Annotated in this window: 21 protein-coding genes; 4 read left to right on the top strand and 17 right to left on the bottom strand. The window is 68.9% G+C overall.

What is annotated here, in order from left to right; translation table 11 throughout:
• The first annotated feature begins 330 nt into the window (after positions 1–330).
• Complete coding sequence (locus ACIRGA_RS36090) at positions 331–1,149, top strand: (2Fe-2S)-binding protein (protein WP_400950168.1); 819 nt, start codon at positions 331–333, stop codon at positions 1,147–1,149.
• Here the strand turns inward: ACIRGA_RS36090 and ACIRGA_RS36085 are convergent.
• Positions 1,146–1,727, bottom strand: coding sequence for a TIGR03086 family metal-binding protein (locus ACIRGA_RS36085; protein ID WP_400950166.1), 582 nt, complete (start codon positions 1,725–1,727; stop codon positions 1,146–1,148). The two genes, ACIRGA_RS36090 and ACIRGA_RS36085, sit on opposite strands and share 4 nt — an antisense overlap.
• A 66-nt stretch (positions 1,728–1,793) precedes the next feature.
• On the opposite strand from ACIRGA_RS36085, the gene ACIRGA_RS36080 reads away from it, so the two are divergent.
• Positions 1,794–2,633, top strand: a complete 840-nt coding sequence (locus ACIRGA_RS36080) for a DUF6597 domain-containing transcriptional factor (protein WP_400950163.1) — start codon at positions 1,794–1,796, stop codon at positions 2,631–2,633.
• Positions 2,634–2,639: 6 nt separating this feature from the next.
• On the opposite strand, the gene ACIRGA_RS36075 is transcribed toward ACIRGA_RS36080, so the two are convergent.
• Together ACIRGA_RS36075 and lysS are read right to left on the bottom strand one after the other, a co-directional pair.
• Positions 2,640–2,993 carry an Lsr2 family protein gene (locus ACIRGA_RS36075; RefSeq protein ID WP_005165380.1) on the bottom strand — a complete coding sequence of 118 codons (354 nt, stop codon included), beginning with the start codon at positions 2,991–2,993 and terminating at the stop codon, positions 2,640–2,642.
• A gap of 152 nt (positions 2,994–3,145) precedes the next feature.
• Positions 3,146–4,657, bottom strand: coding sequence for a lysine--tRNA ligase (gene lysS, locus ACIRGA_RS36070; protein WP_400950160.1), 1,512 nt, complete (start codon positions 4,655–4,657; stop codon positions 3,146–3,148).
• 96 nt (positions 4,658–4,753) lie between these two features.
• On the opposite strand from lysS, the gene ACIRGA_RS36065 reads away from it, so the two are divergent.
• Positions 4,754–5,527 carry a class I SAM-dependent methyltransferase gene (locus tag ACIRGA_RS36065; RefSeq protein ID WP_400950157.1) on the top strand — a complete coding sequence of 258 codons (774 nt, stop codon included), beginning with the start codon at positions 4,754–4,756 and terminating at the stop codon, positions 5,525–5,527.
• 203 nt (positions 5,528–5,730) lie between these two features.
• On the opposite strand, the gene ACIRGA_RS36060 is transcribed toward ACIRGA_RS36065, so the two are convergent.
• From ACIRGA_RS36060 to ACIRGA_RS36030, 7 genes are all read right to left on the bottom strand, one after another.
• Entirely contained in the window at positions 5,731–6,519 is a 789-nt protein-coding gene (locus ACIRGA_RS36060) for a type III pantothenate kinase (RefSeq protein ID WP_400950154.1), read from the bottom strand.
• A gap of 4 nt (positions 6,520–6,523) precedes the next feature.
• Positions 6,524–7,018, bottom strand: coding sequence for an aspartate 1-decarboxylase (gene panD / locus ACIRGA_RS36055; RefSeq protein WP_016337767.1), 495 nt, complete (start codon positions 7,016–7,018; stop codon positions 6,524–6,526).
• A gap of 12 nt (positions 7,019–7,030) precedes the next feature.
• Positions 7,031–7,939: a pantoate--beta-alanine ligase gene (panC, locus tag ACIRGA_RS36050; protein WP_395876196.1), complete on the bottom strand. Its 909-nt coding sequence runs from the start codon at positions 7,937–7,939 to the stop codon at positions 7,031–7,033.
• The gene (locus ACIRGA_RS36045) at positions 7,936–8,862 is read right to left on the bottom strand and encodes a Rossmann-like and DUF2520 domain-containing protein (protein ID WP_400950149.1); all 927 of its coding nucleotides are present in this window, start codon (positions 8,860–8,862) and stop codon (positions 7,936–7,938) included. The genes panC and ACIRGA_RS36045 overlap by 4 nt, the downstream gene beginning before the upstream one ends.
• 135 nt (positions 8,863–8,997) lie before the next feature.
• On the bottom strand, positions 8,998–10,167 hold the full coding sequence (locus ACIRGA_RS36040; RefSeq protein WP_400950146.1) for a PrsW family intramembrane metalloprotease: 1,170 nt from the start codon (positions 10,165–10,167) through the stop codon (positions 8,998–9,000).
• Between the two features lie 123 nt (positions 10,168–10,290).
• Positions 10,291–12,327 carry a DUF6779 domain-containing protein gene (locus ACIRGA_RS36035; RefSeq protein WP_400950144.1) on the bottom strand — a complete coding sequence of 679 codons (2,037 nt, stop codon included), beginning with the start codon at positions 12,325–12,327 and terminating at the stop codon, positions 10,291–10,293.
• A gap of 69 nt (positions 12,328–12,396) precedes the next feature.
• Positions 12,397–12,858: a DUF3180 domain-containing protein gene (locus tag ACIRGA_RS36030; RefSeq protein ID WP_400950141.1), complete on the bottom strand. Its 462-nt coding sequence runs from the start codon at positions 12,856–12,858 to the stop codon at positions 12,397–12,399.
• A 60-nt stretch (positions 12,859–12,918) separates the two neighbouring features.
• Between ACIRGA_RS36030 and ACIRGA_RS36025 the strand changes: the two genes are divergently transcribed.
• Entirely contained in the window at positions 12,919–13,860 is a 942-nt protein-coding gene (locus tag ACIRGA_RS36025) for a MerR family transcriptional regulator (protein WP_400950138.1), read from the top strand.
• A 206-nt stretch (positions 13,861–14,066) separates the two neighbouring features.
• Here ACIRGA_RS36025 and folK read toward each other — a convergent pair whose 3' ends face one another.
• The 7 genes from folK to ACIRGA_RS35990 form a co-directional block, all read right to left on the bottom strand.
• A complete protein-coding gene (folK, locus tag ACIRGA_RS36020) occupies positions 14,067–14,558 on the bottom strand; it encodes a 2-amino-4-hydroxy-6-hydroxymethyldihydropteridine diphosphokinase (RefSeq protein ID WP_400950135.1) in 492 nt (163 codons plus the stop codon).
• Complete coding sequence (folB, locus tag ACIRGA_RS36015; protein ID WP_400950133.1) at positions 14,555–14,914, bottom strand: dihydroneopterin aldolase; 360 nt, start codon at positions 14,912–14,914, stop codon at positions 14,555–14,557. The genes folK and folB overlap by 4 nt, the downstream gene beginning before the upstream one ends.
• The gene (folP, locus tag ACIRGA_RS36010; RefSeq protein ID WP_400950130.1) at positions 14,907–15,749 is read right to left on the bottom strand and encodes a dihydropteroate synthase; all 843 of its coding nucleotides are present in this window, start codon (positions 15,747–15,749) and stop codon (positions 14,907–14,909) included. The genes folB and folP overlap by 8 nt, the downstream gene beginning before the upstream one ends.
• A complete protein-coding gene (gene folE / locus ACIRGA_RS36005) occupies positions 15,746–16,360 on the bottom strand; it encodes a GTP cyclohydrolase I FolE (protein WP_400950128.1) in 615 nt (204 codons plus the stop codon). The genes folP and folE overlap by 4 nt, the downstream gene beginning before the upstream one ends.
• Entirely contained in the window at positions 16,329–18,734 is a 2,406-nt protein-coding gene (gene ftsH / locus ACIRGA_RS36000) for an ATP-dependent zinc metalloprotease FtsH (protein WP_400950125.1), read from the bottom strand. Before ftsH ends, folE begins: the two co-directional genes overlap by 32 nt.
• A gap of 190 nt (positions 18,735–18,924) precedes the next feature.
• Positions 18,925–19,758, bottom strand: a complete 834-nt coding sequence (locus ACIRGA_RS35995) for an ESX secretion-associated protein EspG (protein ID WP_400950123.1) — start codon at positions 19,756–19,758, stop codon at positions 18,925–18,927.
• Positions 19,759–20,038: 280 nt separating this feature from the next.
• Positions 20,039–20,833, bottom strand: coding sequence for an ESX secretion-associated protein EspG (locus ACIRGA_RS35990; protein ID WP_400950120.1), 795 nt, complete (start codon positions 20,831–20,833; stop codon positions 20,039–20,041).
• Positions 20,834–21,112: the final 279 nt, after the last annotated feature.

Here is a 21,112-nt window from a genome sequence, read left to right as displayed (position 1 = left end):
GCTGCGACGGCGGCCCGTTTCCATCGTGCTTTCACCGCGATGGATTCAGCACCGTGAGACCACTCTAGTAGCCATGCGGTCGCGCTGGCGTACCACTACGGCTGATTGCGGCCCGTTCGCGCCCCGGCCGTTCTCCGGCCGTGCGCTCTTTCATCTTCCGGTTGCCCTGCACCTTTACGTCAAGCCCAACGTGCGAACACGCGTCCGGATTCCGCCGGACGAGCGTTGTCCGCTGAGCGCGAACACGGCTCCGCCCAGTGGATGGACACCCGTCCGGAGTAGTCACGGACGGTATGTAAGGTTAGGCGTACCTAATGACGGGAGGCCGACGTGTCGCATCCTCAGACGCTCGCGTCACCCGAAGACGGGCTCGCGGCCTCCTTGTCGAGGATGCCCGAAGACGCCCGGCTCCGCGCGGACGTGCCCGAGGGCGAGCCGGACTGGGTCCGCTGCGGTGATCTGCTCCGCGAACCGGTCCGTCTCGTGCGCTGGCGGGAGCGCCTCCGCGGCCGGCTGGCCGTGACGTACCCGGAGGCGGCCGCGATCCCCGAACGGACCCCGGCGAGCTGGATCCTGTCCTGGTACCTGCACGTCCCGGCCATCGCCGGCGCGATGCTGCTCCATCACGAACGTCGCGTCCCGTCGCTGGCGCCGTCCGCGCTGGCGTTCCGGATCGGCGCCGACCGGCCCCATCCCGACTCGGTGGCCGTCCTCGGGAGCGGCTTCCACTGCCTGCCGACGGACCCCGGCTCAGCACATCCGAGGGCCGTCGTGGTCCCGGACGAGCGGGCGCTGGCGACCGTCCTGCGGGGCCGGTTCGTCGCGCACGCGAGCCGGTTCATCGATGTCTACGGGCCGCTGACGAGGCTCGGGCGGCGACAGCTGTGGGCGGCCGCGACCGACGCGCTCGACAACGCGCTGTGGTCGGCGGGACGGCTGGGCGGGACCCCGGAGGCCGAGGGCGCCGGGGTCGCGGACGCCGCGCTGGTCCTCGAAGCGCGGTTCCCGCCGCTGACGTCCGCGTCGAAGCTGACGCTGGCCTCGGGAGCCGACGGACGCCGCGAGTGGACGAGAAACCGCGAAGCCTGCTGTTTCAACTATCTGCTTCCCGCGGAATCGGAATGCGGAGGTTGTCCGCGAACGCGCTAACGGGTCCAGCCGGGGTTTCGTCCCGTCGCACCCAAAGCGCGCTCGAACGCCGACGCGTCGTCCGCGACGGTCACCTCGTCTCCGTACACCTTCATCGCCCGGGCCTGATCGCCCATCGCCACAGCGGACGCCAAGACGGCTTCGGCCGCTTCGGGTGCGACGTCGAGCGAGCGGCCGGTCGCCTTCGCCAGGTCCCAGCCGTGGAAGACGAACTCGCCGAGCACCATGTCGCCGACGATCGAGGACGGCATTTCCGCCTTGCCGAGCGCCGTCATGCCCTGCCACGCCTCGGGTGCCCCGAAGACGTCCACGAGCCGCGCCGTCTGCTTCTCGATGGCACTGAGCCATTCGCCGCCGACGAGGTCCGCTTCGGCCTCACCGGAGGACACCTCGGGCGGTGCCGCCTTGTGCCCGGCGGCTTCGAGCCAGGGACCCCAGTAGAGAAGGTGGTTCAGCAGCGCGCGGACGTCGTACTCGGCGCACGGGGTCCGCGCGGAGAGGTCGGACTCGCCGATCCGGCGCAGGATTCCGGTGAATTCCGCGGCGGCGGGGGCGATCAGGGCAGCGTGTTCGGACATGAGGGCATGAACTCACGGGAACCGGCGCGCTGTCTTGAAGAAACGCGACAGAGTTAGGTTGATCCGGTGAAGGGGCACCGGATCCCGGCGGGGATCGTCAACGCGCGGGAGGCGAAGTTCGGCCTCGTCCGTCATCGGCCCGCGCCGGAACTGCGCCCGTTCGTCGACCACCACTGGGTGCTGCGCTGGGATCTGGGTGACGGCCCGCCCCACGAACAGCTGGTTTTGCCCAATCTCGCGGTGAACGTCACGTTCTTCCGCGACGCGGCGGGCGCGTTCGGTCCGGGGAAACGACCTTTCCGCTACGTCGTCGCGGGCACGGACCACGGGATCGGCGTGCGATTCCGGCCGGGGGCGTTCCGGGCATTCCTCACCGGTCCGGTCTCGATGATCTCCGGCGGTTCCGTTCCGCTCACCGATCTCTTCCCGGGGGCCGGAGGAGTGACGGAATCGGTACGGAATGCGACGGACGACTTCGAAATGGTCCGTACCGCCGAGGAACTGCTCCTCGCGAAACGCCCTGTGCTCACCGCCGCGGCCACGACGGCCATCGAAGCGGTGGAAACAATCGCGGCCGACCCGGCCATTACCCGGGTCGCCGAGCTGTCAAGCCGGACGGGCCTGTCTCAACGAAGCCTGCAACGCCTGTTCGCCGAACATGTCGGTACCGCCCCCAAATGGGCGATTCAGGTATACCGATTGAACGAGGCGGCGGCACGGATCGCCGCCGAGGAACGGCCGGACTACGCGGAACTGGCGACGGAGCTGGGCTATAGCGACCAAGCGCACTTCATCCGGGATTTCCGCTCCGTGACCGGATGGGCGCCCACCGAGTACGCCCGCTTGAACCGTGTACAAGAACAAGAAAGCCGCCGGGAACAGTTTCCCGGCGGCCGTCTGGTCTGAAAGACCTCAGTTCTTCTTGTGGTAGGCCTCCACGACCTCGGACGGGATACGTCCGCGGTCGGAAACCTGGAAGCCGTTCTTGCGGGCCCAGGCGCGAATGGCCTGGTTCTGCTCGCGGTCCACGGTCGCGGGACGGGCGGCGGCCTTCACGCCGGCGACCGGACGAATGGCGGTGCGCTTACGGCCACCCGCGCGGCGGGCGTGCTCCACATACTGGGCCAGCGCGTCACGAAGCTCTTCCGCGTTTTCCGCGGAAAGGTCGATCTGGTAGCTCACACCGTCCAAACCGAACTCGACGGTCTCTTCCGCCTCAGTGCCGTCGAGGTCGTCGACGAGCGAGACGAGCACCTTCTGTGCCATCTGTTTCCTCCTGCTGGGGGCTTACACGAATGATCTGGTACGGGGCATGCCCCGGACAGAAGACTTTGTCTAGCGACATTAATACCCGCTACCGACTCATAACGCAAATCTTGTTTACGAGAACGATCGAGGTATCTCCTCACGCGGACGGGTTATTCAGGTCGGACGAGCGGGAACAGGATGGTCTCCCGGATACCAAGGCCGGTCAGCGCCATCAGCAACCGGTCGATCCCCATTCCGACACCACCGCTCGGCGGCATTCCGTACTCCAGCGCACGGAGGAAATCCTCATCCAGGTTCATGGCCTCACTATCGCCCTGCGCACCCAGCCGGGCCTGTTCCACCAGACGCTGACGCTCTACCACGGGATCGACCAGCTCGGAGTATCCGGTGGCCAGTTCGAATCCGCGCACGTAGAGATCCCACTTCTCGGCGACCCCCGGCTTGCTGCGATGTTGCCTGGTCAGCGGGGATGTCTCGACCGGAAAATCACGGACAAAAGTGGGTTCGTGGAGATGATCGCCGACGAGATGTTCCCAAAGTTCTTCGACGAGTTTGCCGTGGCCTAACTTTGGGTCGAGCTCCAGCTCTCGCGCTTCGGCATAGGAACGCAGCTTGTCCGCCGGTGTCTCGGGAGTGACCTCTTCCGACAACGCCTCGGACAACGACTCGTACATTCCGAGCGTGGTCCACTCGCCGGACAGGTCGTACTCCGAACCGTCGGCGAGAGTGACCACCTGAGTGCCGAGAACGTTCTGCGCCGCCTCCTGGATGAGCTGACGCGTCATCACCGCGTTGGAGTCATAGGTCGCATACGCTTCGTAGTACTCGAGCATGGCGAACTCGGGCGAGTGCGACGAGTCGCTGCCCTCGTTCCGGAAGTTCCGGTTGATCTCGAAGACCTTCTCGATACCGCCGACCACGCAACGCTTGAGGTACAGCTCCGGCGCGATCCTCAGGTACAGATCGAGGTCGAAGGCATTCGAATGCGTGACGAATGGCCGGGCCGCGGCACCGCCGTGCAGCGTTTGCAGCATCGGGGTCTCGACCTCGAGGAATCCTCGACCGTGAAACGAGTCACGCAGGGACCGCAGCACACCGGCGCGGGTGCGGACCACGTCCCGCGCCTTGGGACGCACGATCAGATCGACATAACGCTGCCGGATCCGCGTTTCCTCGGCGAGATCTTTGTGCGCCACGGGCAACGGGCGCAATGCTTTCGACGTGATGCGCCAGGAGTCGGCCATCACGGAAAGCTCACCGCGCTTGGAGGTGATGACCTCACCGGAGACGAATACGTGATCACCGAGATCGACATCGGACTTCCACGCCGCGAGCGCGTCCTCGCCCACCTTCGCGAGGCTGAGCATCGCCTGCAACTCCGTGCCGTCGCCTTCACGAAGACTCGCGAAACACAGTTTGCCGGTATTGCGCATGTACATGACCCGGCCGGTGATACCGACGATGTCGCCGGTGGCGGTGTCGACAGGAAGACCGGAATGCTTCGCGCGCACTTCGGCCAGCGAGTGCGTCCGAGGCACCTCGACCGGATACGGATCGATACCCTCCGCGATTATCCGGTCGCGCTTGTCCCGGCGCACCCGCATCTGTTCCGGCAGGTCTTCGTCGGGGCTCACGCCCTCGGATGCGGGGATTTCAGTCATGGCGCACAGCGTACGAACCCGCCGGTTCCCTACGCCAACCGGATTACCTTTTCCGGGTCCGGACCGGCTGGTTTTCTCTCCATTAACCTGGATCGCGTGAACTCATCCACTCCCGGCATCGAACCAGAACTGCACGCACGCCGCGCCGCCTCGTTCGGCGCGGAGGCCGCCGCCTATGCCGCGCATCGGCCGGATTATCCGCGAAAGGCACTGGCCTGGGGGCTGGCCGGCGCGGCGGGGACACCGGAGCGGGTCCTGGACCTGGCGGCCGGGACCGGCAAGGTCAGCGAAGGACTTTTGACGCTGGGCGTCGCGGTCACCGCCGTCGAACCGGACGAGAAGATGCTCGCCGAACTCACCAAGGCGCTTCCCGCCGTGACCCCGCTCATCGGGACCGCCGAGGAGATCCCGTTGCCGGACGGGTCCGTGGACGCCGTGGTGGTGGGCCAGGCCGTCCACTGGTTCGACCTCGACCGGGCCTACCCGGAGATGGCCAGGGTGCTGAAGCCGGGCGGCGTCGTAGCCGCGCTGTGGAACCACGACGACGAGTCGGCGGGCTGGCCGGCGGAGCTGAACAAGCTGATCAAGACGTCGATGAGCAGGCGCTGGCTGAGCGACTACGAATCACTGCCGGAACACGAGGCCTTCGAGCCGTTCGAGAAGCAGACGTTCGGCCACAAACAGCCCAGGACTGCGGAAACCCTGGTGGCCACTCTCGCGACCCATTCGCACATGCTGGTGGCGACGGCGGAGGAACGCGAAGCCAAACTTCGCACGGCGCGGGAATTCCTCGACCGGAACCCGGAAACCGCCTCGGGGGAATTCGACCTGCCGCTCACCACCACCGTCTTCCGGGCGCGTAAACGATGACCGACTGGAAGGCGGCGTTCACGACCTGCCCGCCTTGGCGGGTCCCGCGCGGATCTGGACCGAGGTGCACGGCGACGAGCACCCCGCCGTGATCAGAGGCGTAACTCGCGTGATCAGGCACGTAACTCGCGTGCTTGGAGCCGTAACTCGCGAGTTACGGCTCCAAGCACGCGAGTTACGGCTCTGATCACGCGAGTTGCGGGTCACGAACGGGACGGGGCGTGGTTGCGCTCGTAGACCAGCCGGAGGCCCAGTAACGTCAGATCCGGCGCGTGCTCGGTGATCGTCTCGGACTCGCCGAGCACCAAGGGCGCGAGGCCGCCGGTCGCGATCACCGCGACCGGATCCGCCCCGCCCGGCGAGAGCTCGCGCTTGATCCGCTTCACGAGGCCGTCGACCTGGCCGGCGAAACCGTAGAGGATGCCGGATTGCAGGCATTCCACGGTGTTCTTCCCGATCACCGACCGCGGCGGGACCAGCTCCACCTTGCGCAGCGCCGCGGCACGCGCGGCCAGCGCGTCGACCGAGATCTCGATACCGGGCGCGAACGCGCCGCCGAGGAACTCGCCCTTGGCGGAGATGGCGTCCACATTGGTCGAAGTCCCGAAATCCACCACCACACAGGCGGTGGACGGATGCAGATGGTGCGCGGCCAGGGTGTTCACCAGCCTGTCCGCGCCCACCTCCTTGGGGTTGTCGACCAGGAGCGGCACGCCGGTGCGCACTCCCGGCTCGATGACGATCTTCGGCACCTTCGCGTAGTACCGCGAAAGCATGACGCGCAGCTCCCGCAGCACGGCGGGAACCGTGGACAGCGCGCTGATCCCGGTGACGGCGTCCGCGTGCGAGCCGAGGAGCCCGCGCATGGTCAGCGCGAGCTCGTCGGCCGTCATCCGCGCGTCGGTGCGCATGCGCCAGTCACCGATCAGCTCGTTTCCCGAGTACAGGCCGAGAACGATATTGGTGTTGCCGACGTCGACCGTGAGCAGCAAGGGCTCAGCTTTCGGCGTGCAGCAGCGCGTCGAGACGGCGGGCGTCGGCGGTTTCGGCGACCGGGAAGGTCATCGTGTCGTCGTCGGCCAGGGTCACGGTGCCGCTCAGCAGACCGGAACCCTCCGGCGCGTGGCCGGGGTTGGCGCCCTTCTCGACGATCCGGTTGTCCGCGTCGACGAAGACGACCCGTGGCCGGAACGCGGCCGCCTCGGCGTTCTCCATCTGCGCGTACGAAATCAGGATCACCAGATCGCCGGGGTGCACCAGATGCGCCGCGGCGCCGTTGATGCCGAGCACCCCGCTGCCGCGTTCGCCCGCGATCACGTAGGTCTCGAGCCGCGCGCCGTTGGTGACGTCCACAATGGACACCTGTTCGCCCGGCAGCAGATCCGCCGCGTCCATCAGGTCCTCGTCGACGGTCACCGATCCGACGTAGTGGAGATCGGCCTGGGTGACCGTCGCCCTATGGATCTTCGATTTCAGCATCGTGCGATACATCGTGGACTCTCCCTATTCCCCTGCGTCCGGCGCGTGTTCCGGATGGTCCACGGCCGCGCCGAGGACCACCGGGACGTTGTCGATCAGCCGGGTACTCCCCACCCTGGCCGCGATCAGCAACCGCGCCTCACCGTCCACGGGCGCGGGCCCGAGGTCGGTTCCCCTCAATTCCAGATAATCGACCTCGACCGCGGGTCGCGCGGCGAGGGTCTGCCTGGCGGTCGCCAGCACGGCTTCCGCGCCGTCGCGTCCGACGAAGGCACCCGCGGTGAGCGCCGCCGACAACACGATCGCGTCCTCGCGCTGTTCCGGAGTCAGGTAGACGTTGCGCGAGGACAACGCCAGCCCGTCGCGTTCCCGCACCGTCGGCACCCCGATGACGCGGGTGTCGAAGTTCAGGTCACGCACCATCTTCTTGATCAACACCAGCTGCTGGTAGTCCTTCTCCCCGAAGAAGGCGTAGTCCGGCCGCACGATGTTGAACAGTTTCGCCACCACGGTCAGCACGCCGGCGAAATGGCCCGGCCGCACCGCGCCTTCCAGCTCGTCGCCGAGCGCGCCGGGATGCACCGTGACGGTGGCCCCGTCGGGATACAGATCCGACGCCTTGGGCAGGAAGCCCAGCTCGACGCCGTCCTCCTTCAGCACCTCGAGGTCCTTGTCCAGCGGACGCGGGTACGCCTCGAAGTCCTCGCCCTCCCCGAACTGCAGGGGGTTCACGAAGATCGACGTCGCGACGACCGTGTTCGGCAGCCGCTTCGCCCGGCGGATCAGCTCACGGTGCCCCGCGTGCAGGGCGCCCATCGTGGGCACCAGCGCGACCTTCCGGCCGACGCCGTGCAGCGCACGCGTCACCTGGCTGACCTGCTCCGGCGGCTGGAAGGTGTGCAGCGTGCCTCGGGCGAATTTGGGTGTGGTCACTGGTTTTGCTGCCCTTCGGCGGGATCTGCGGGATCACTCAGGAGTTCGGTGAGCTCGGCGGCGGCCGAGGCGTCCAAGAGCCCGGCGGCGTCACCGCGCGCCAGCGTGCGCCTGGCCAGCGCGCGATAGCTCGGGGCGATGTCGGGGCCACGTTCGGCCAGCACCGCGAGATGCTTGCGCACGGTGCCGAGATCACCACGGGCCACCGGCCCGGTCAGCGCCCGGTCCCCGTGTCGCAGAACATTATCCAACGCCGCCGACAACAACGGAGCCACCAGGCGTTCGGGCTGGGCGATTCCCGCCTCCCGCAACAGTTCCGCGCAGTCGGCGACCAGGGTCATCAGGTGGTTCGCGCCATGCGCCAACGCCGCGTGATAGAGCGCTCGCGCTTCGTCGGGGACCCGGACGGGCTCCGCGCCCATCTCCACGGTCAGCGCCTCGCCGACGTTCCACGCCGCTTCGTCACCCTCCGCCGCCGTGACGCCGAAGCTGCAGGCGGCCAGCCGGTCGAGGTCTTCGGGACGGCCGGTGAAGGTCATCACGGGGTGCAGGGCCAGCGGCAGCGCACCGGCCTCCGCGGCGGGCGCGAGGACGTCGATGCCGTGCGACCCGGAGGTGTGCACGACGATCTGCCCCGGCCGCAGCGAGCCGGTGGCGACGAAGCCGCGCACCATCCCGGCGAGCGCGTCGTCCGGCAAGGCCAGCAGGACCAGGTCGGCCCTGCGGGCGACCTCGTCGGGCGGCAGGAGCGGCACGTCGGGGAGCAGTTGCTCCGCCCGGCGCACCGAAGCGTGGGAAAGGCCCGAAGCGGCGACGACCGTATGCCCGGCCCGGGCGAGCGCGGCGCCGACGACACTGCCGACGCGCCCCGCGGAAACGACGCCGACGGCCAGGCGAGCGGGCCTCATCATGGCGTGCGCCAATGGACGCTCATGGTCGAAAACTCCTCAACTCGTTCCAGTCCCGCTCTGCGGTCGCGGGTACCGGACGACGGCGCGAGGGTAACCCTCCGGCGCGCGTCCGAACCGGCCCTCGTGACCAGCTTCACCTGACAGTGGTCACCCGCGCGGCGCGCCGTCGGCGAGCCGGACGGCGTCGGCCCGCGACGTCTTGAGCACCTGCAGCAGTTCACGCTGCCGCTGTTTCGCCTCGTCGGTGAGCTTCCGGCCGCGCCGAAGGAACGCGAGCTCGGTCACGCTGGCCTGGTAGCGGCCGACGGCCTTCGCCGCCTCCCGTCCCGACTGCTTCCGGGCTTGCTGCCGCCACGACCGCCGTCCGGAGAGGCTGGCCAGCAGCGGCACCTCGGACGGGGCGATCCAGCGTGCGTCCACCATCATCGGCAGCGCGGCCGCGACGACCCGCTGCTCGCGGCGCCGCTGCATGACCACCACCGAGAAGACGCCGATGAACAGCGGCACCATGATCAGGAAGTAGACGTTCAGGAAGGTCTTGGCGCCGCCGAGCAGCGCGGCGCCGTTCCACAGCGCGTGCAGCAGGACGGCGACGAGATAGCCGCCGATCGGCGCCAGGATCCGCAGCGCGCGGACCTTGCTGCTCGCGGCGACACCGAGGCCGATCCCGGTCATCACGGCGAACAGCGGATGCGTGAACGGTGACAGCACGCCACGGAGGAAGAACGCCGCGAGCACGCCGGCGCTCGTGCCGTCGCCGAAGCCGTGCTCGGCGAACGCGCGGCCGAAGTAGTAGATGTTCTCGGTGAAGGCGAAGCCCGCCGCGGTGAACCCGGCGTAGACGATGCCGTCCACGACGCCGTCGAACTCGATCGGACGGCGCCACCACAGCAACAGGATGAAAGCGGCCTTCGCGGCTTCCTCGACCAGCGGCGCGGAGACCAGCCCGCTGATCTTGCCCCCGCCGCCACTCCCGAGCAGCAGGTCACCGACGGCTTCGGCACCGCTGTTGAGCAGCAACGCGATGATCGTCGCGACGCACGCGCCCCAGACGAAGGCCAGCAGCAGGAGCTTCGGCGGCTCCGGTTCCCAGCGGTCGACCCACAGGAACGCGGTGACCACCACGGCGACCGGGACCAGCGCCGCGAGCACACCGATGGTCACCGCGGGCAACCCGACCTTCTCGGTCACCGTGCCGAACACGAACAGCCCGCACAGCGCGACGGCGATCAGCCCGAGCACCGGCAGCAGCACGGTGATCGACCGAGACCGGCGTGGCCGGTCGAGACCGGGCGCCGGGGAGGAAGGCTCGCTCACAGCGGGTCACCCTACCGTCGGTACGGGACACGGGCGGGACGTGGAGCTGAAGTCCGACACAGTACCGGCCACACGTGTGAACCCTGCGTCGATTTCGCTGCGGGTTCACCTATCCGGATGCGCTCAGTCTTCGGCACGCCGCCTGCGCCGCGGAGTGGATTCGTTCGCGCCGTTGGCGGCGAGCAGGTCCATCACCGAACGGCCGGAGGCGTGGGAACCCGCGTCGGAGGTGTCCGGACGGCTGTGCGAAGACCCGTTACGGGACGGCGCCTCGTCTTCGTCCGGCTTCGCCCGCCTGCCGCCGTGACGGCCGCCGGTGGACTCGGTGCCCTGCCAGGCCGGGGGCTCCCCGTCCGGACGGCGGCGACGGCCGCCACCGGTGGGCTCCGGGACGTTCGGGGCCGGGGTGATCGAGACCGAGGAGTCCTCGGCGGCCCGGCGACGACGTCCGCCGCCGCCGTTCTGCGCCAGCCGGATCTCTTCGGGCAACGTCGGGTTGACCGCGGGCGGCTCCTCCGCGGGCGGGGAACCGTGCCGCGACGGCGCCTCGGCCGCCGGACGGCGCACCGGCTCGGGCTCCGGCCGACGCACGGGCTCGGCCCGGCGAGGCGGCTCGGACACGACAGGGATCGACAGCGGGGTCGGCGGCTCCGGGTCACGACGCGGCTCCGGCCTCGGCTCGGGGCGCGGTTCCGGACGCGGCTGCGAGGCCGACGGCTGGGGCTGCTGGGGCTTTGACGGCGGCGCGGGACGCAGCCGGTCCTGGAAGTCGTCCTTCCGGGGGAACGCCGCGCTCAGATCGGAGACCGGGCGCTCCTGCGTCCACGACGGCTTCCACTCTCCGGTGGCCTCGATCGGCTCCGGGGCGGCGGGCTTGTTCGCGGGCGGCGGCGTGCCACCGGCCGGACGAGACCGCTCGACCGGCTTCATCCCGGGACGGGTCAGGCCGAGCTCACGGTTCGGCCGGGGACGGTCCGGCTCGACCTTCTTCACCGGCTTCGCCTGCGCGGCGGGCTTCACCGGCGGCGTCTGCTTCCGGGTCTGCTCCTCGGGCCGCGCCGCGGGAGGACGCTGCACAGTGCCCGCGTCGAGCCGCTGCTGCAGCGAAGACTGCTGCGGGCGGCGAGGCGGTTCGTTGCGCTGGGGCTCCGGGCGCTGCGGTTCCGGACGCTGGGGCTGCCGGGCGATGGTGGGCATCGACGGCTGCGAAACCTCGGCGCGCGACACCCCGGGCATCGACGGGCGGGACACCTCGGCCGGCGTCACCGGCGGCGGGGTCTTGCGCTGGGCGTCGACCCTCGGCATCGGACGGGAGATCTCGGCGGGCGACATGCCGGGGTTCGACATCTCCATCCGCTCGCGGCGGGCGGCTTCGGCGGCGAGCGCCTCGGCCGCCTTGGAGGCGCGGGCGTCCGCCTTGCGCATACTGCGGCGAGTCGACTCGTCGACCGGCTTCGGCCGCTGGCCCTGATTGCTCTGGCCGTAGCCGTTGGTGCCGTTGACCTGGCCGTTCGCCGGTTTGCGGCGAGCGGCGGGCGGGGTGGCGGCCCGCGCGGAAGCGGGTTCGAGGACGCGGTCGATCATCTCGGTCGGGCGCTCGCGCTCCCGATCGTCGACGTCGATCGTGGTGCTCTTGGCCGCCATGAGCTGGGGTTTTCCGTTGCCGTTTTCGGACCCCGCGCTCATCAGCTGCTTGTTGTCGAGGGACCGCATCCGGGTGGCCTGCGCGGTGAGCGCGACGCGTTCGAGGAGAACCTCGCCGCCGAAGAGCGACTGGAGGCTTTCACGCAGGGCGCTCACCTCGGCTCTGAGCGCTTCGAGCTCGTCGTGGGAGCGGCTCTCGGCGGCCTGCCTGGTCTCCGCCTCGATCTCCAGCTCGAACTCGCGGCGAGCGGCGATCTCGCGTTCCAGCTCCAGCTCGTAGACGGCCTGCGCCTCGGCGACGGCGTCCTCGCTCTGCGACACGTGCTTGCGGTAGCGGACCGCCAGGAACGCGCCGATCAAGGCGGCCCACAGCGCCGCGACGATCCCCAACCGCAAGTAGCGGAGGTCGTCGGAAAGCACCAATGCGAGAGTCGCGCCGACGGCGAGAACCAAGCCGACGACAAGCCACGGCCTACCCGCAAGGCGGCCGCGCGAGTCGTCACCCACCCCGGTCATGCCCAACACCGTACCTTCTAGTAATCCGAACGAGACCTAGTCGGTACTTCGAGCGGTGGCTCTCGAGCGTTAACCGGTCGGCTCGGGATCGCTGTCCCGATCACCGCCCTCGGGGGTCCGGCAGCAGTGTTCGAGCCATAAAGCCGCAGCTACCAGCGCCACCGAGCTGACGATCCCGACCGTCGCCGAACGGAGATCACCGCTCGCCGCGAGGAGTTCGTCACGTCGCGGAAAAAGATACGCGAAAGCCGCCAGCCAGACACCCGTCATGGCGGATCCGGCGAGCGAAGAGGCCTTGGCGAGGGCCACCGATCGGGCGACGGAGATCGCGGAGAGCACGCGGCCCTCTTTGATCCGCGAACGGATGATGAAGGCGAGCACGAACTCGCAGAGCGCGAGGACGAGCAGCGTGATTCCGGCGAAGAGCGGAAGCGCGGGGATGGAGCCGTAGGCGACCTGGAAGAGCAGATAGGCCAGGACCAACCCCAGGAGGCCGGCCACCGCCAGCTCGCGTGGCCGGGTGAAGTGCATGGTCCAACGCTACCTGGCAGGCTTGACTCTCCACCAACTGGAGAGTCGACGATGAGGCATATGGGCACCGCAGCGGTTTTCACCATCGGGGAGCTGGCCAAACGGACCGGCCTGCCGGTGAAGACCATCCGCTTCTACTCCGACGAAGGGCTCCTGCCCCCGACCGACCGCACCGATTCGGGCTACCGCCTCTACGACGCCACCGCGATGGCGCGCCTGGAGCTGGTCCGGACGCTGCGGGAGCTCGGGCTGGGCCTCACGGACGTGGAGCGGGCGCTGACCAGGGAAGCGACCATCGGGGACCTCGCGGTCCAGCACGTCGCCGCCCTGGACGAGCAGATCCGGCGGCTGGAACTGCGCCGCGCGGTCCTGCGAGCGGTGGCCAAACGGGACTCACCACTGGAGGAGGTCGAACTGATGAACAAACTCGCGTCGATGTCGGACGAAGACCGCAAACGTTTGCTCGACGAGTTCTGGGCGGACATGGTCGAAGGACTCGAACTGGATCCGGAGTTCTACGAGCGGATGCGCTCGGCGAAACCGGAACTCCCCGACGACCCGACGCCCGAGCAGCTGGAGGCCTGGATCGAGTTCGCCGAGCTCGTGCAGGACGAGGAGTTCCGCGCGTCCATCCGCCGGATGAGCGAGTGGCACTCGCAGCTCCGGCAGCAGGACAAGGCGGACTTCGGCGCGAAGCAGCAGGAGCTGTGGATGGCGTGGAGCGCGAAGGCGGCCGAAGCACTCGAAGCCGGTCTCGCGCCGGACTCGGCCGAAGGGCGCGAACTGGCGGAGACGATCTTCACGCAGTCTTCGCGGAACGGCCAGGACCCGGCCGACCCGGCCTGGCGGAAGCGGCTGGCCGACGGGATGGCGATCAGCACCGACCCGCGCGCCGAGCGGTACTGGATGCTGCTGGGGAAGATCAACGGCTGGCCGTCGTTCCCCTCGCAGATGCCGCAGGCCGAGTGGATCATCGCGGCCCTGCGCTCCGCGCTGGGGTAGCAAGGGACCTTTGCTACCACTCGGACCACCTCCCGCATTTCGTCGCTCGCTTGGCCAACACGGACATGTCGCGAAAGCCACTTTCGCGACGTCTGATGTCCCGAAAGTGGCTTTCGCGACATGCCTCCACCTGACTCCTGGGCCCCGAAGGCCGCGGTAGTTCGTAACACCAACTACCGCATTCAGAGGACGAAATGCGGGAGGGGTCAGGCGAGAGTGAGCGAGGTCAGCCGGACGGACTCGCGGTCCGAGGCGGGACGGGCGGCGAGGAGGTCGGCGACGGGACCGTGGCCGGGGAGCACCGCGCCAGGCTCGATCTCCAGCCAGGGAATCAGCACGCTCGCGCGCTCCGGCGTGCCGGGATGAGGAAGCAGCAACTGGGGGTCGTCGGAGCGCACCCCGTCCACGGTCACTATGTCGACATCCAGCGTGCGCGGCCCCCAGCGGAGTTCGCGCACACGCTCCGCCGCCTGCTCGGCCGCCTGCCCGGTGCGCAGCCAGTCCCAGTGATCCCGCGCCGGGTCGTCGACCAACACGACGGCGTTGAGGAAGTCCGGCTGGTCCTCGACGCCCCATGCCTTCGTCTCGTAAACCGACGACACCGCGACGACCGCGGGCCGCACGGCGTCGACGGCGGACTGAAGGAAAGCGAGCCGGTCCCCGAGGTTGGAACCGAGCGAGAGCAGCGCGCGGCTCATCGCTCGCGCCGCACCGTGACCGCGACGTCGTCGAAGTTCAGCGGGATCGGCGCGGACGGCTTGTGCACCGTCACCTCGACGGCGGTCAGCCGCTCGTCACGCAGCACCTCTTCGGCGATCTTCCCGGCGACACTCTCGATGAGGTCGTACGGCTCGCCCGCCACGATCCCGGCGGCGAGTTCCGCCAATTCGCCGTAGTGCAGCGTCTTGGTCAGGTCGTCGGACGCGGCGGCCGGGCCGAGGTCCAGCCACGCCACGATGTCGACGACGAACTCCTGCCCGTCGCGTTTCTCGTGGTCGAAGACCCCGTGCCTGCCGAAGACCCTCAACCCGGTCAACGTGATCCGGTCAGACACCAGGACTCCCCTTCCGCCAAGCCGCCGCGACGGTCACGGCGTCGATACTCGCGCCGACCTCGTGCACCCGCACACCCCAGGCACCGGCCGCCGCGGCGAGCGCGGACACGGCCGCGGTCGCGTTTTCGCGGCCGTCCGGCGGAGCGGGCTTTCCGTCCTTTCCGGACAACAGGCGTCCGAGGAACCGTTTGCGCGAGGCGCCGACGAGAACCGGGAAACCCAGTGACAGAAAGGAATCCAGGCCGTTCAACAGCGCCCAGTCGTGTTCGGCGTTCTTCGCGAAACCCAGTCCGGGGTCGAGCACGATCGCACCGCCGTCGACGCCCGCGGCGAGCGCTTCGTCCACTCGGGACAGCAGTTCGGCGCGCACGTCCGCGACGACGTCCTCATAGGACGCCAGCGCGTTCATGTCCTTGCTGTGCCCGCGCCAGTGCATCAGCACATACGGGACACCGGTCTCGGCGGCGACCTTCGCCATGTTCGGATCGGCCAGCCCACCGGAGACGTCATTGATGACGGACGCGCCAGCTTCGACGGCAGCGAAGGCGACCTCAGCTCGCGTGGTGTCCACGGACATCGCGATGCCGTCGGCGGCGAGCGAGCGGATCACCGGCATGATCCGGGAAATCTCGGTCTCGGCGTCCACCCGGGACGCTCCAGGCCGCGTCGACTCCCCGCCGACGTCGATCAGATCCGCGCCGCGCGCCCACATCTCGTGCGCGTGGTCCAGCGCCTGCTCGACGCCGAGGTAGCGGCCACCGTCCGAAAAGGAATCGGGAGTGACGTTCAGGATGCCCATCACCGCGCACCGGCCGGGCCGGGGCAGGGCGGTCATCGACGGCCCTTGATCAGGTCCAGCGCCTCCGCCCGCGAGGACGCCGAAGTCTGCAACAGACCGCGTACGGCGGACGTCGTCGTCCTGGCGCCGGGTTTACGGATACCGCGCATGGCCATGCAAAGGTGCTCGGCCTCGACCACGACGATCGCGCCGCGGGGCTTCAGCTTGCGCATCAGAGCGTCGGCGACTTGTGAAGTGATGCGCTCCTGGACCTGGGGACGCTTGGCGTAGAGATCGACAAGGCGAGCCAGTTTGGACAGACCAGTGACCTTGCCGTGCTCATTGGGGATGTAGCCGACATGGGCGACACCATGGAATGACAACAAGTGGTGTTCACAGGTCGAGAACATCGGAATGTCCGTCACGAGCACGAGTTCTTCGTGTGCCTCGTCGAACGTGCGGTCCAGGACGTGGTCCGGTTCGGTGTAGAGACCGGCGAACATTTCCCGGTAAGCGCGAGCGACCCGGGCCGGGGTCTCAAGGAGACCGTCCCGGTCCGGGTCCTCACCACAGGCGAGCAGGAGTTCGCGTACGGCTTTCTCGGCCCGATCCTGGTCGAAGACCGGGCTGTCGCCGTTATCGCTTGGTGTCGTCCTGTCCGTCGTCACGCCGTTGCTGTCCTTCGTCCTGCTGACCGCCGGGCTGGTCAGCGAACCAGCCGTCGCGCGGGCGGTCTTCAGCGGGACGCCAGGGCTGGTTCGGCTGGCCGCCCGGCTGCGTGGCCGGGGTCCATCCGGGAGGAGCCCCGTAGTTCGGCGGGCCGCCTACGGGCCCACCCTGGTAACCGCCTGCCGGTCCGCCCGGCTGCTGCCCACCATATGCCTGGGGCCAGTGACCGGTGCCGTTCGGCCCACCGTTGGGGCGACCACCGTTGGGGTAGGCGCCCGGCGACGGCGGAGCGTACGGGTTCGCGTTCGGATCCGGCTGCGGGTACGGCGGGCCACCGGGAAGGTCGCCGCCGCCCTGCGCGGTGCCGACCGGGGTCGGCGCCGGCTGCAGCACCGGCTGCTCCTTCTTCTCCTCCGGCGGGGGCCACGGCTCGCCGCGTTCCATCGCCAGCTCGCCGGGGGTCTTGATCGGCGGCTTGTCGGACGGCTTGCGGTCGCCGAACTCGTTGAAGATGGTGATGTGCGGGCGCTTCTCGACGGTCGCGAAGATCCGCTCGAGGTCCTTGCGGGTCAGCGTCTCCTTCTCGAGGAGCTCGATGACCAGCTCGTCCAGCACGTCGCGGTAGGTGCTCAGCACGTGCCACGCCTCGGTGTGCGCGGTCTCGATGAGCTTGCGCACCTCCTCGTCGATCTCGTGCGCGACCTCGAGCGAGTAGTCCGCCTGGCGGCCGGCCGAGCGGCCGAGGAACGGGTCGCCCTGCTCCTGGCCGTACTTGACCGCGCCGAGCCGGGCGCTCATGCCGTATTCGGTGACCATCGCGCGGGCGATCTTCGTCGCCTGCTCGATGTCGGAGGAGGCACCGGTGGTGGGCTCGTGGAAGACGAGCTCCTCCGCCGTCCGGCCGCCCATCGCGAAGACGAGGCGCCCGATCATCTCCGAACGGGTCATCAATTCCTTGTCGTCCTCCGGGACGAGCAGGGCGTGACCGCCGGTGCGCCCGCGCGGCAGGATCGTCAGCTTGTAGACCGGTTCGATGTCCGGCATCGCCCACGCGGCGAGCGCGTGCCCACCCTCGTGGTAAGCCGTGATCTTCTTCTCCTTCTCGGAGATGATCCGGCTCTTGCGGGCGGGGCCGCCGACGACACGGTCGACCGACTCCTCCAGCGCGGCGTCGGTGATCACGTGCCCGTTCTGGCGGGCGGTGAGCAGCGCGGCCTCGTTGAGCACGTTCGCCAGGTCCGCGCCGGACATGCCGACGGTCCGCTTGGCGAGGCTGCTCAGGTCGGTGCCCTGCGCGATCGGCTTGCCCTTGGCGTGCACCTCGAGGATCGCCTTGCGGCCGCGCATGTCCGGCGCGGACACCGGGATCTGGCGGTCGAAGCGGCCGGGGCGCAGGAGCGCCGGGTCGAGGATGTCGGGACGGTTGGTCGCGGCGATCAGGATGATGCCGCCGCGCGCGTCGAAGCCGTCCATCTCGACGAGCAGCTGGTTCAGCGTCTGCTCGCGTTCGTCGTGGCCGCCGCCGAGGCCGGCGCCGCGCTGGCGGCCGACCGCGTCGATCTCGTCGACGAAGATGATGCAGGGCGCGTTCTGCTTGGCCTGCTCGAACAGGTCGCGGACTCGCGAGGCGCCGACACCGACGAACATCTCGACGAAGTCGGAACCGGAGATCGTGTAGAACGGCACGCCCGCCTCGCCGGCGACGGCTCGCGCGAGCAGCGTCTTACCGGTACCGGGCGGCCCGTAGAGCAGCACGCCCTTGGGGATCTTCGCGCCGAGCGCCTGGTAGCGCGCCGGGTTCTGCAGGAAGTCCTTGATCTCGTACAGCTCTTCGACGGCCTCGTCGGCGCCCGCGACGTCCCCGAAGGTCGTCTTGGGCATGTCCTTGTTGAGCTGCTTGGCCTTCGACTTGCCGAAGTTGAGGACGCGGTTCCCGCCGCCCTGGGCGTTGTTCATCATCCACATCAGCAGGCCCAGCACCAGCGCCAGCGGGATGGCGAAGATCAGGATCTGGGTGAGGACGTTCTGCTGGGTGACCTTGGTGGTGAACTTGACCGGGTTGTCACCGCTCTTGAGGGCGATGAGCTTGTCGTAGATGGTGCTCGCGACGTTCGCCGGGTACTGCGCGATGATCTGGTCGACCTGCTGGCCGTCGACCTCGATCTTCTTGTTCAGCAGCAGTTTGACCTGCTGCTCCTTGTCCTCTTGCGAGGCTTCCTTGATGTTGTTCGTGGTGATCTGCTGGTTCGCGACCGAGATCGGCACCTGGGTGTAGCCACGATCACTGTCGAAGATCGTGTTGTATGCGAGAAACGCCAGTACCGCCGCGAGAATCCAGAGCACTGGGTTCCTGAGCACGCTCTTCCGGTTCATACGACTCGGCCCTGGTGGCCTCGACCCTTCCTGGTTGGGCGGCTCCTGCTGTTACCCGCCATCACGATCTTGACGACCCATGGTGCTCCGACACCCGCCCCTCAGGATACCGCCCGCCTGGACGGATGAGGGTGGTGAGCCTCTCGGACGTCAACGGCGGACGCCGCGCGAGGGTTCCCGGAGCGTGGCCTCAACGTGTGTCGACCGCCACACCGGCGGCCATTTCGCCGAGCCGCATCCGGAGTGTCTTGACGTCCGCGGGCGAGACGGTGACCCATTCGCGGCCGTCCGGACCGGCCTGTGACGTGCTGAGATAGCGGCCGCTGGCGGTGTCGAACCAGCCGAGGACCCGGGAGCGCTGCTTGGCGCCCACGTGGGACCGGCTGTTCGCTGCGAGCTGACCGCCGCGGAGCCTCGGCTGGCCGGTGAGCTTGCCGAACGCCTCGCGCGGGTCCGCGGTGATGCGTTCACTGAGCGAGACGCGCGCCTTCTCCTTGCGACGACTCTTCGCCGCTTCGGGCTCCTCGGACTGCTTCGTCGCGTTGATGGCGGCTCGGATCGGCTCGGTGCGGCGGGCGTCGTCGATCGGCAGCGTGACGGACGCCTCCGACCCGCGCTGCCCCGGGGGCAGCAGGTCGACGACCGCGGTCGGGAGCCCGTCGGCCGGCGCCTCACGCAGCCAGATCCCGGACTGGTCCTGGATCGCGATCACCGCGTCGCGGCCGTCGGTGGCGCCGAGCACGGCGATCGTCGGGACCTGGAAGTCGGGGATGTGCAGCGCGTCGATGGTCAGCGAACCGCGGGCGAGGAGGTACAGCCAATCCTCGATCTTGCGGTCCAGCCGTCCCCGGCCGTCGCGGAGGCCGCGGGCCTGGAGTTCGTTGTCGACGCGCTGGCGCAGCGCCCGCCGTTCGAGCTCGGTCGCACCGTGCGACCGGACGCGCAGCGGGTATGGCAGGTCACCGAGCTCGGCGGACTCCCAGAGGAAGTCGAACGCCATCGGCGTGAAGTGTTCCTGGTGCATTGCTCCGTGCCCTCCCGGCACCTCGGCTTCTGGGCCTCGGGACGCCCAGAGGGTTCACGATAGCGAAGGGGTACGACAGTCGTCGTCCGGATGCGGGAAGTGACGCTAGCGGGACGGCAAGGCGACCGAGACGGGTCTCCCCAAGGGCGCCCCGCGCCCGACGGAGACTTCACCGTCGCGCGCCCTCTTTTGGGCCGAAAGCCCACGGAAACTCGATGAAAGGGCGCCTCGCTCTCCACCCGAGTTGGAAGCGGCTCGGCGCCCTTTCGGCGAGTTTCCGTCAGCGCGCGATAGAGGACTCAGCCGCGATCTTCCCCAGCATCTCCGTGAGCCGGTGCCGCAACGTCGCCGGATCCGCGGGCGCGATGGTGATCCAGTCCCGTCCGTCGGAACCGCGGGTCGCCTGGGTGAAGTACCGGCCGGACTGCGTGTCGAACCAGCTCAGCACCGAAGACCGGCTTCGCGTGCCGTGTTTACTACGCGCGTTGGCGCCGAACTGTCCACCGCGAAGCCGCGGCTGCGCCTGGAGCCGCGACAGGGCTTTGCGGTCCTCGTCGGACGTCGCCGTGCCGTCGATCTGCGGCTGGCGACGCTGGAGGAAGTCCGCCCCCGACGCACCGACGAGCCCGTCCAGCGGGAGGGTGATCGACTTCTCCGTGCCGCGGGTGCCGGGCGGCAGAAGGGAGACGATCGCGCTCGCGAGGCCGTCCGGGGCGATGGGGTGGAAGTGGAAACCGCGCGGATCCTGCACCGTCAGCAGGCCTTGCCCGCCGAGCACGGACGCGACCGCGAGCAGCGGTTCGGTGTTGGGATTGTTGAGCTGGACGCAATCCAGGCTCAGATCCGGCCTCGCGAGGACACCGAAGTAGTCCTCGATATGCGGCTCGGGACGTCCGCGTTCGTCGGCGAGGCGGCGCTGGTTCAGCGACTGGAGCGTCTGCGTCCGCAGGGCCCCGCGCTCGTCCACGGTCGCCCCGTGCGAGCGGAGCCGCAGCGGGTACGGCAGCTCACCGGCGTTCGCGCTCTCCCACAGGAAGTCGAGTTCGACCGGGGTGAGCAGTTCACCGTTCGCCATGTTCCGCCCCTATGTCTGTTGGTGAACCCGCGTCCGCGATCGGCGTCGGCAGGACACTGCCTGGTCATCTATCTCACGATCGCGAGCAGGGTGTCCTGCCACCGCGATAGCGGGGCCTTCGGCCGGGCGGGTTCACGCGTGGTCGCCTTTCGGCGTCGATCTTCAGCTCCGCCGACAGGCTCGCACAAGTCAGCGGGCGCGCGGGCCGGTCGGCCCCGCCCCCCGGGGAAAAACGTGTTGGGGTAGTCGTCGTCGGTCCAGGCGGCCATGACCCGCGGC

The sequence above is a fragment of the Amycolatopsis sp. NPDC102389 genome (assembly GCF_044765885.1).
Taxonomy (GTDB): Bacteria; Actinomycetota; Actinomycetes; order Mycobacteriales; family Pseudonocardiaceae; genus Amycolatopsis.
Note: the sequence above shows the minus strand (reverse complement) of the source record. Positions and strands in the feature narration are given on the sequence as shown.

Bases quoted from the DNA above. Each gene is read 5' to 3' on its own strand.
- folK (WP_400950135.1), bottom strand. From the start codon at position 14,558: ATGAGCCGCGCGCTGCTCTCGCTCGGTTCCAACCTCGGGGACCGGCTC.
- ftsH (WP_400950125.1), bottom strand. From the start codon at position 18,734: ATGAACCGGAAGAGCGTGCTCAGGAACCCAGTGCTCTGGATTCTCGCG.
- ACIRGA_RS36025 (WP_400950138.1), top strand. From the start codon at position 12,919: ATGGGCACCGCAGCGGTTTTCACCATCGGGGAGCTGGCCAAACGGACC.
- ACIRGA_RS36075 (WP_005165380.1), bottom strand. From the start codon at position 2,993: ATGGCACAGAAGGTGCTCGTCTCGCTCGTCGACGACCTCGACGGCACT.
- folP (WP_400950130.1), bottom strand. From the start codon at position 15,749: ATGACCGCCCTGCCCCGGCCCGGCCGGTGCGCGGTGATGGGCATCCTG.
- ACIRGA_RS35990 (WP_400950120.1), bottom strand. From the start codon at position 20,833: ATGGCGAACGGTGAACTGCTCACCCCGGTCGAACTCGACTTCCTGTGG.
- ACIRGA_RS36085 (WP_400950166.1), bottom strand. From the start codon at position 1,727: ATGTCCGAACACGCTGCCCTGATCGCCCCCGCCGCCGCGGAATTCACC.
- panD (WP_016337767.1), bottom strand. From the start codon at position 7,018: ATGTATCGCACGATGCTGAAATCGAAGATCCATAGGGCGACGGTCACC.
- lysS (WP_400950160.1), bottom strand. From the start codon at position 4,657: ATGACTGAAATCCCCGCATCCGAGGGCGTGAGCCCCGACGAAGACCTG.
- ACIRGA_RS36035 (WP_400950144.1), bottom strand. From the start codon at position 12,327: ATGACCGGGGTGGGTGACGACTCGCGCGGCCGCCTTGCGGGTAGGCCG.
- ACIRGA_RS36030 (WP_400950141.1), bottom strand. From the start codon at position 12,858: ATGCACTTCACCCGGCCACGCGAGCTGGCGGTGGCCGGCCTCCTGGGG.
- ACIRGA_RS35995 (WP_400950123.1), bottom strand. From the start codon at position 19,758: ATGCACCAGGAACACTTCACGCCGATGGCGTTCGACTTCCTCTGGGAG.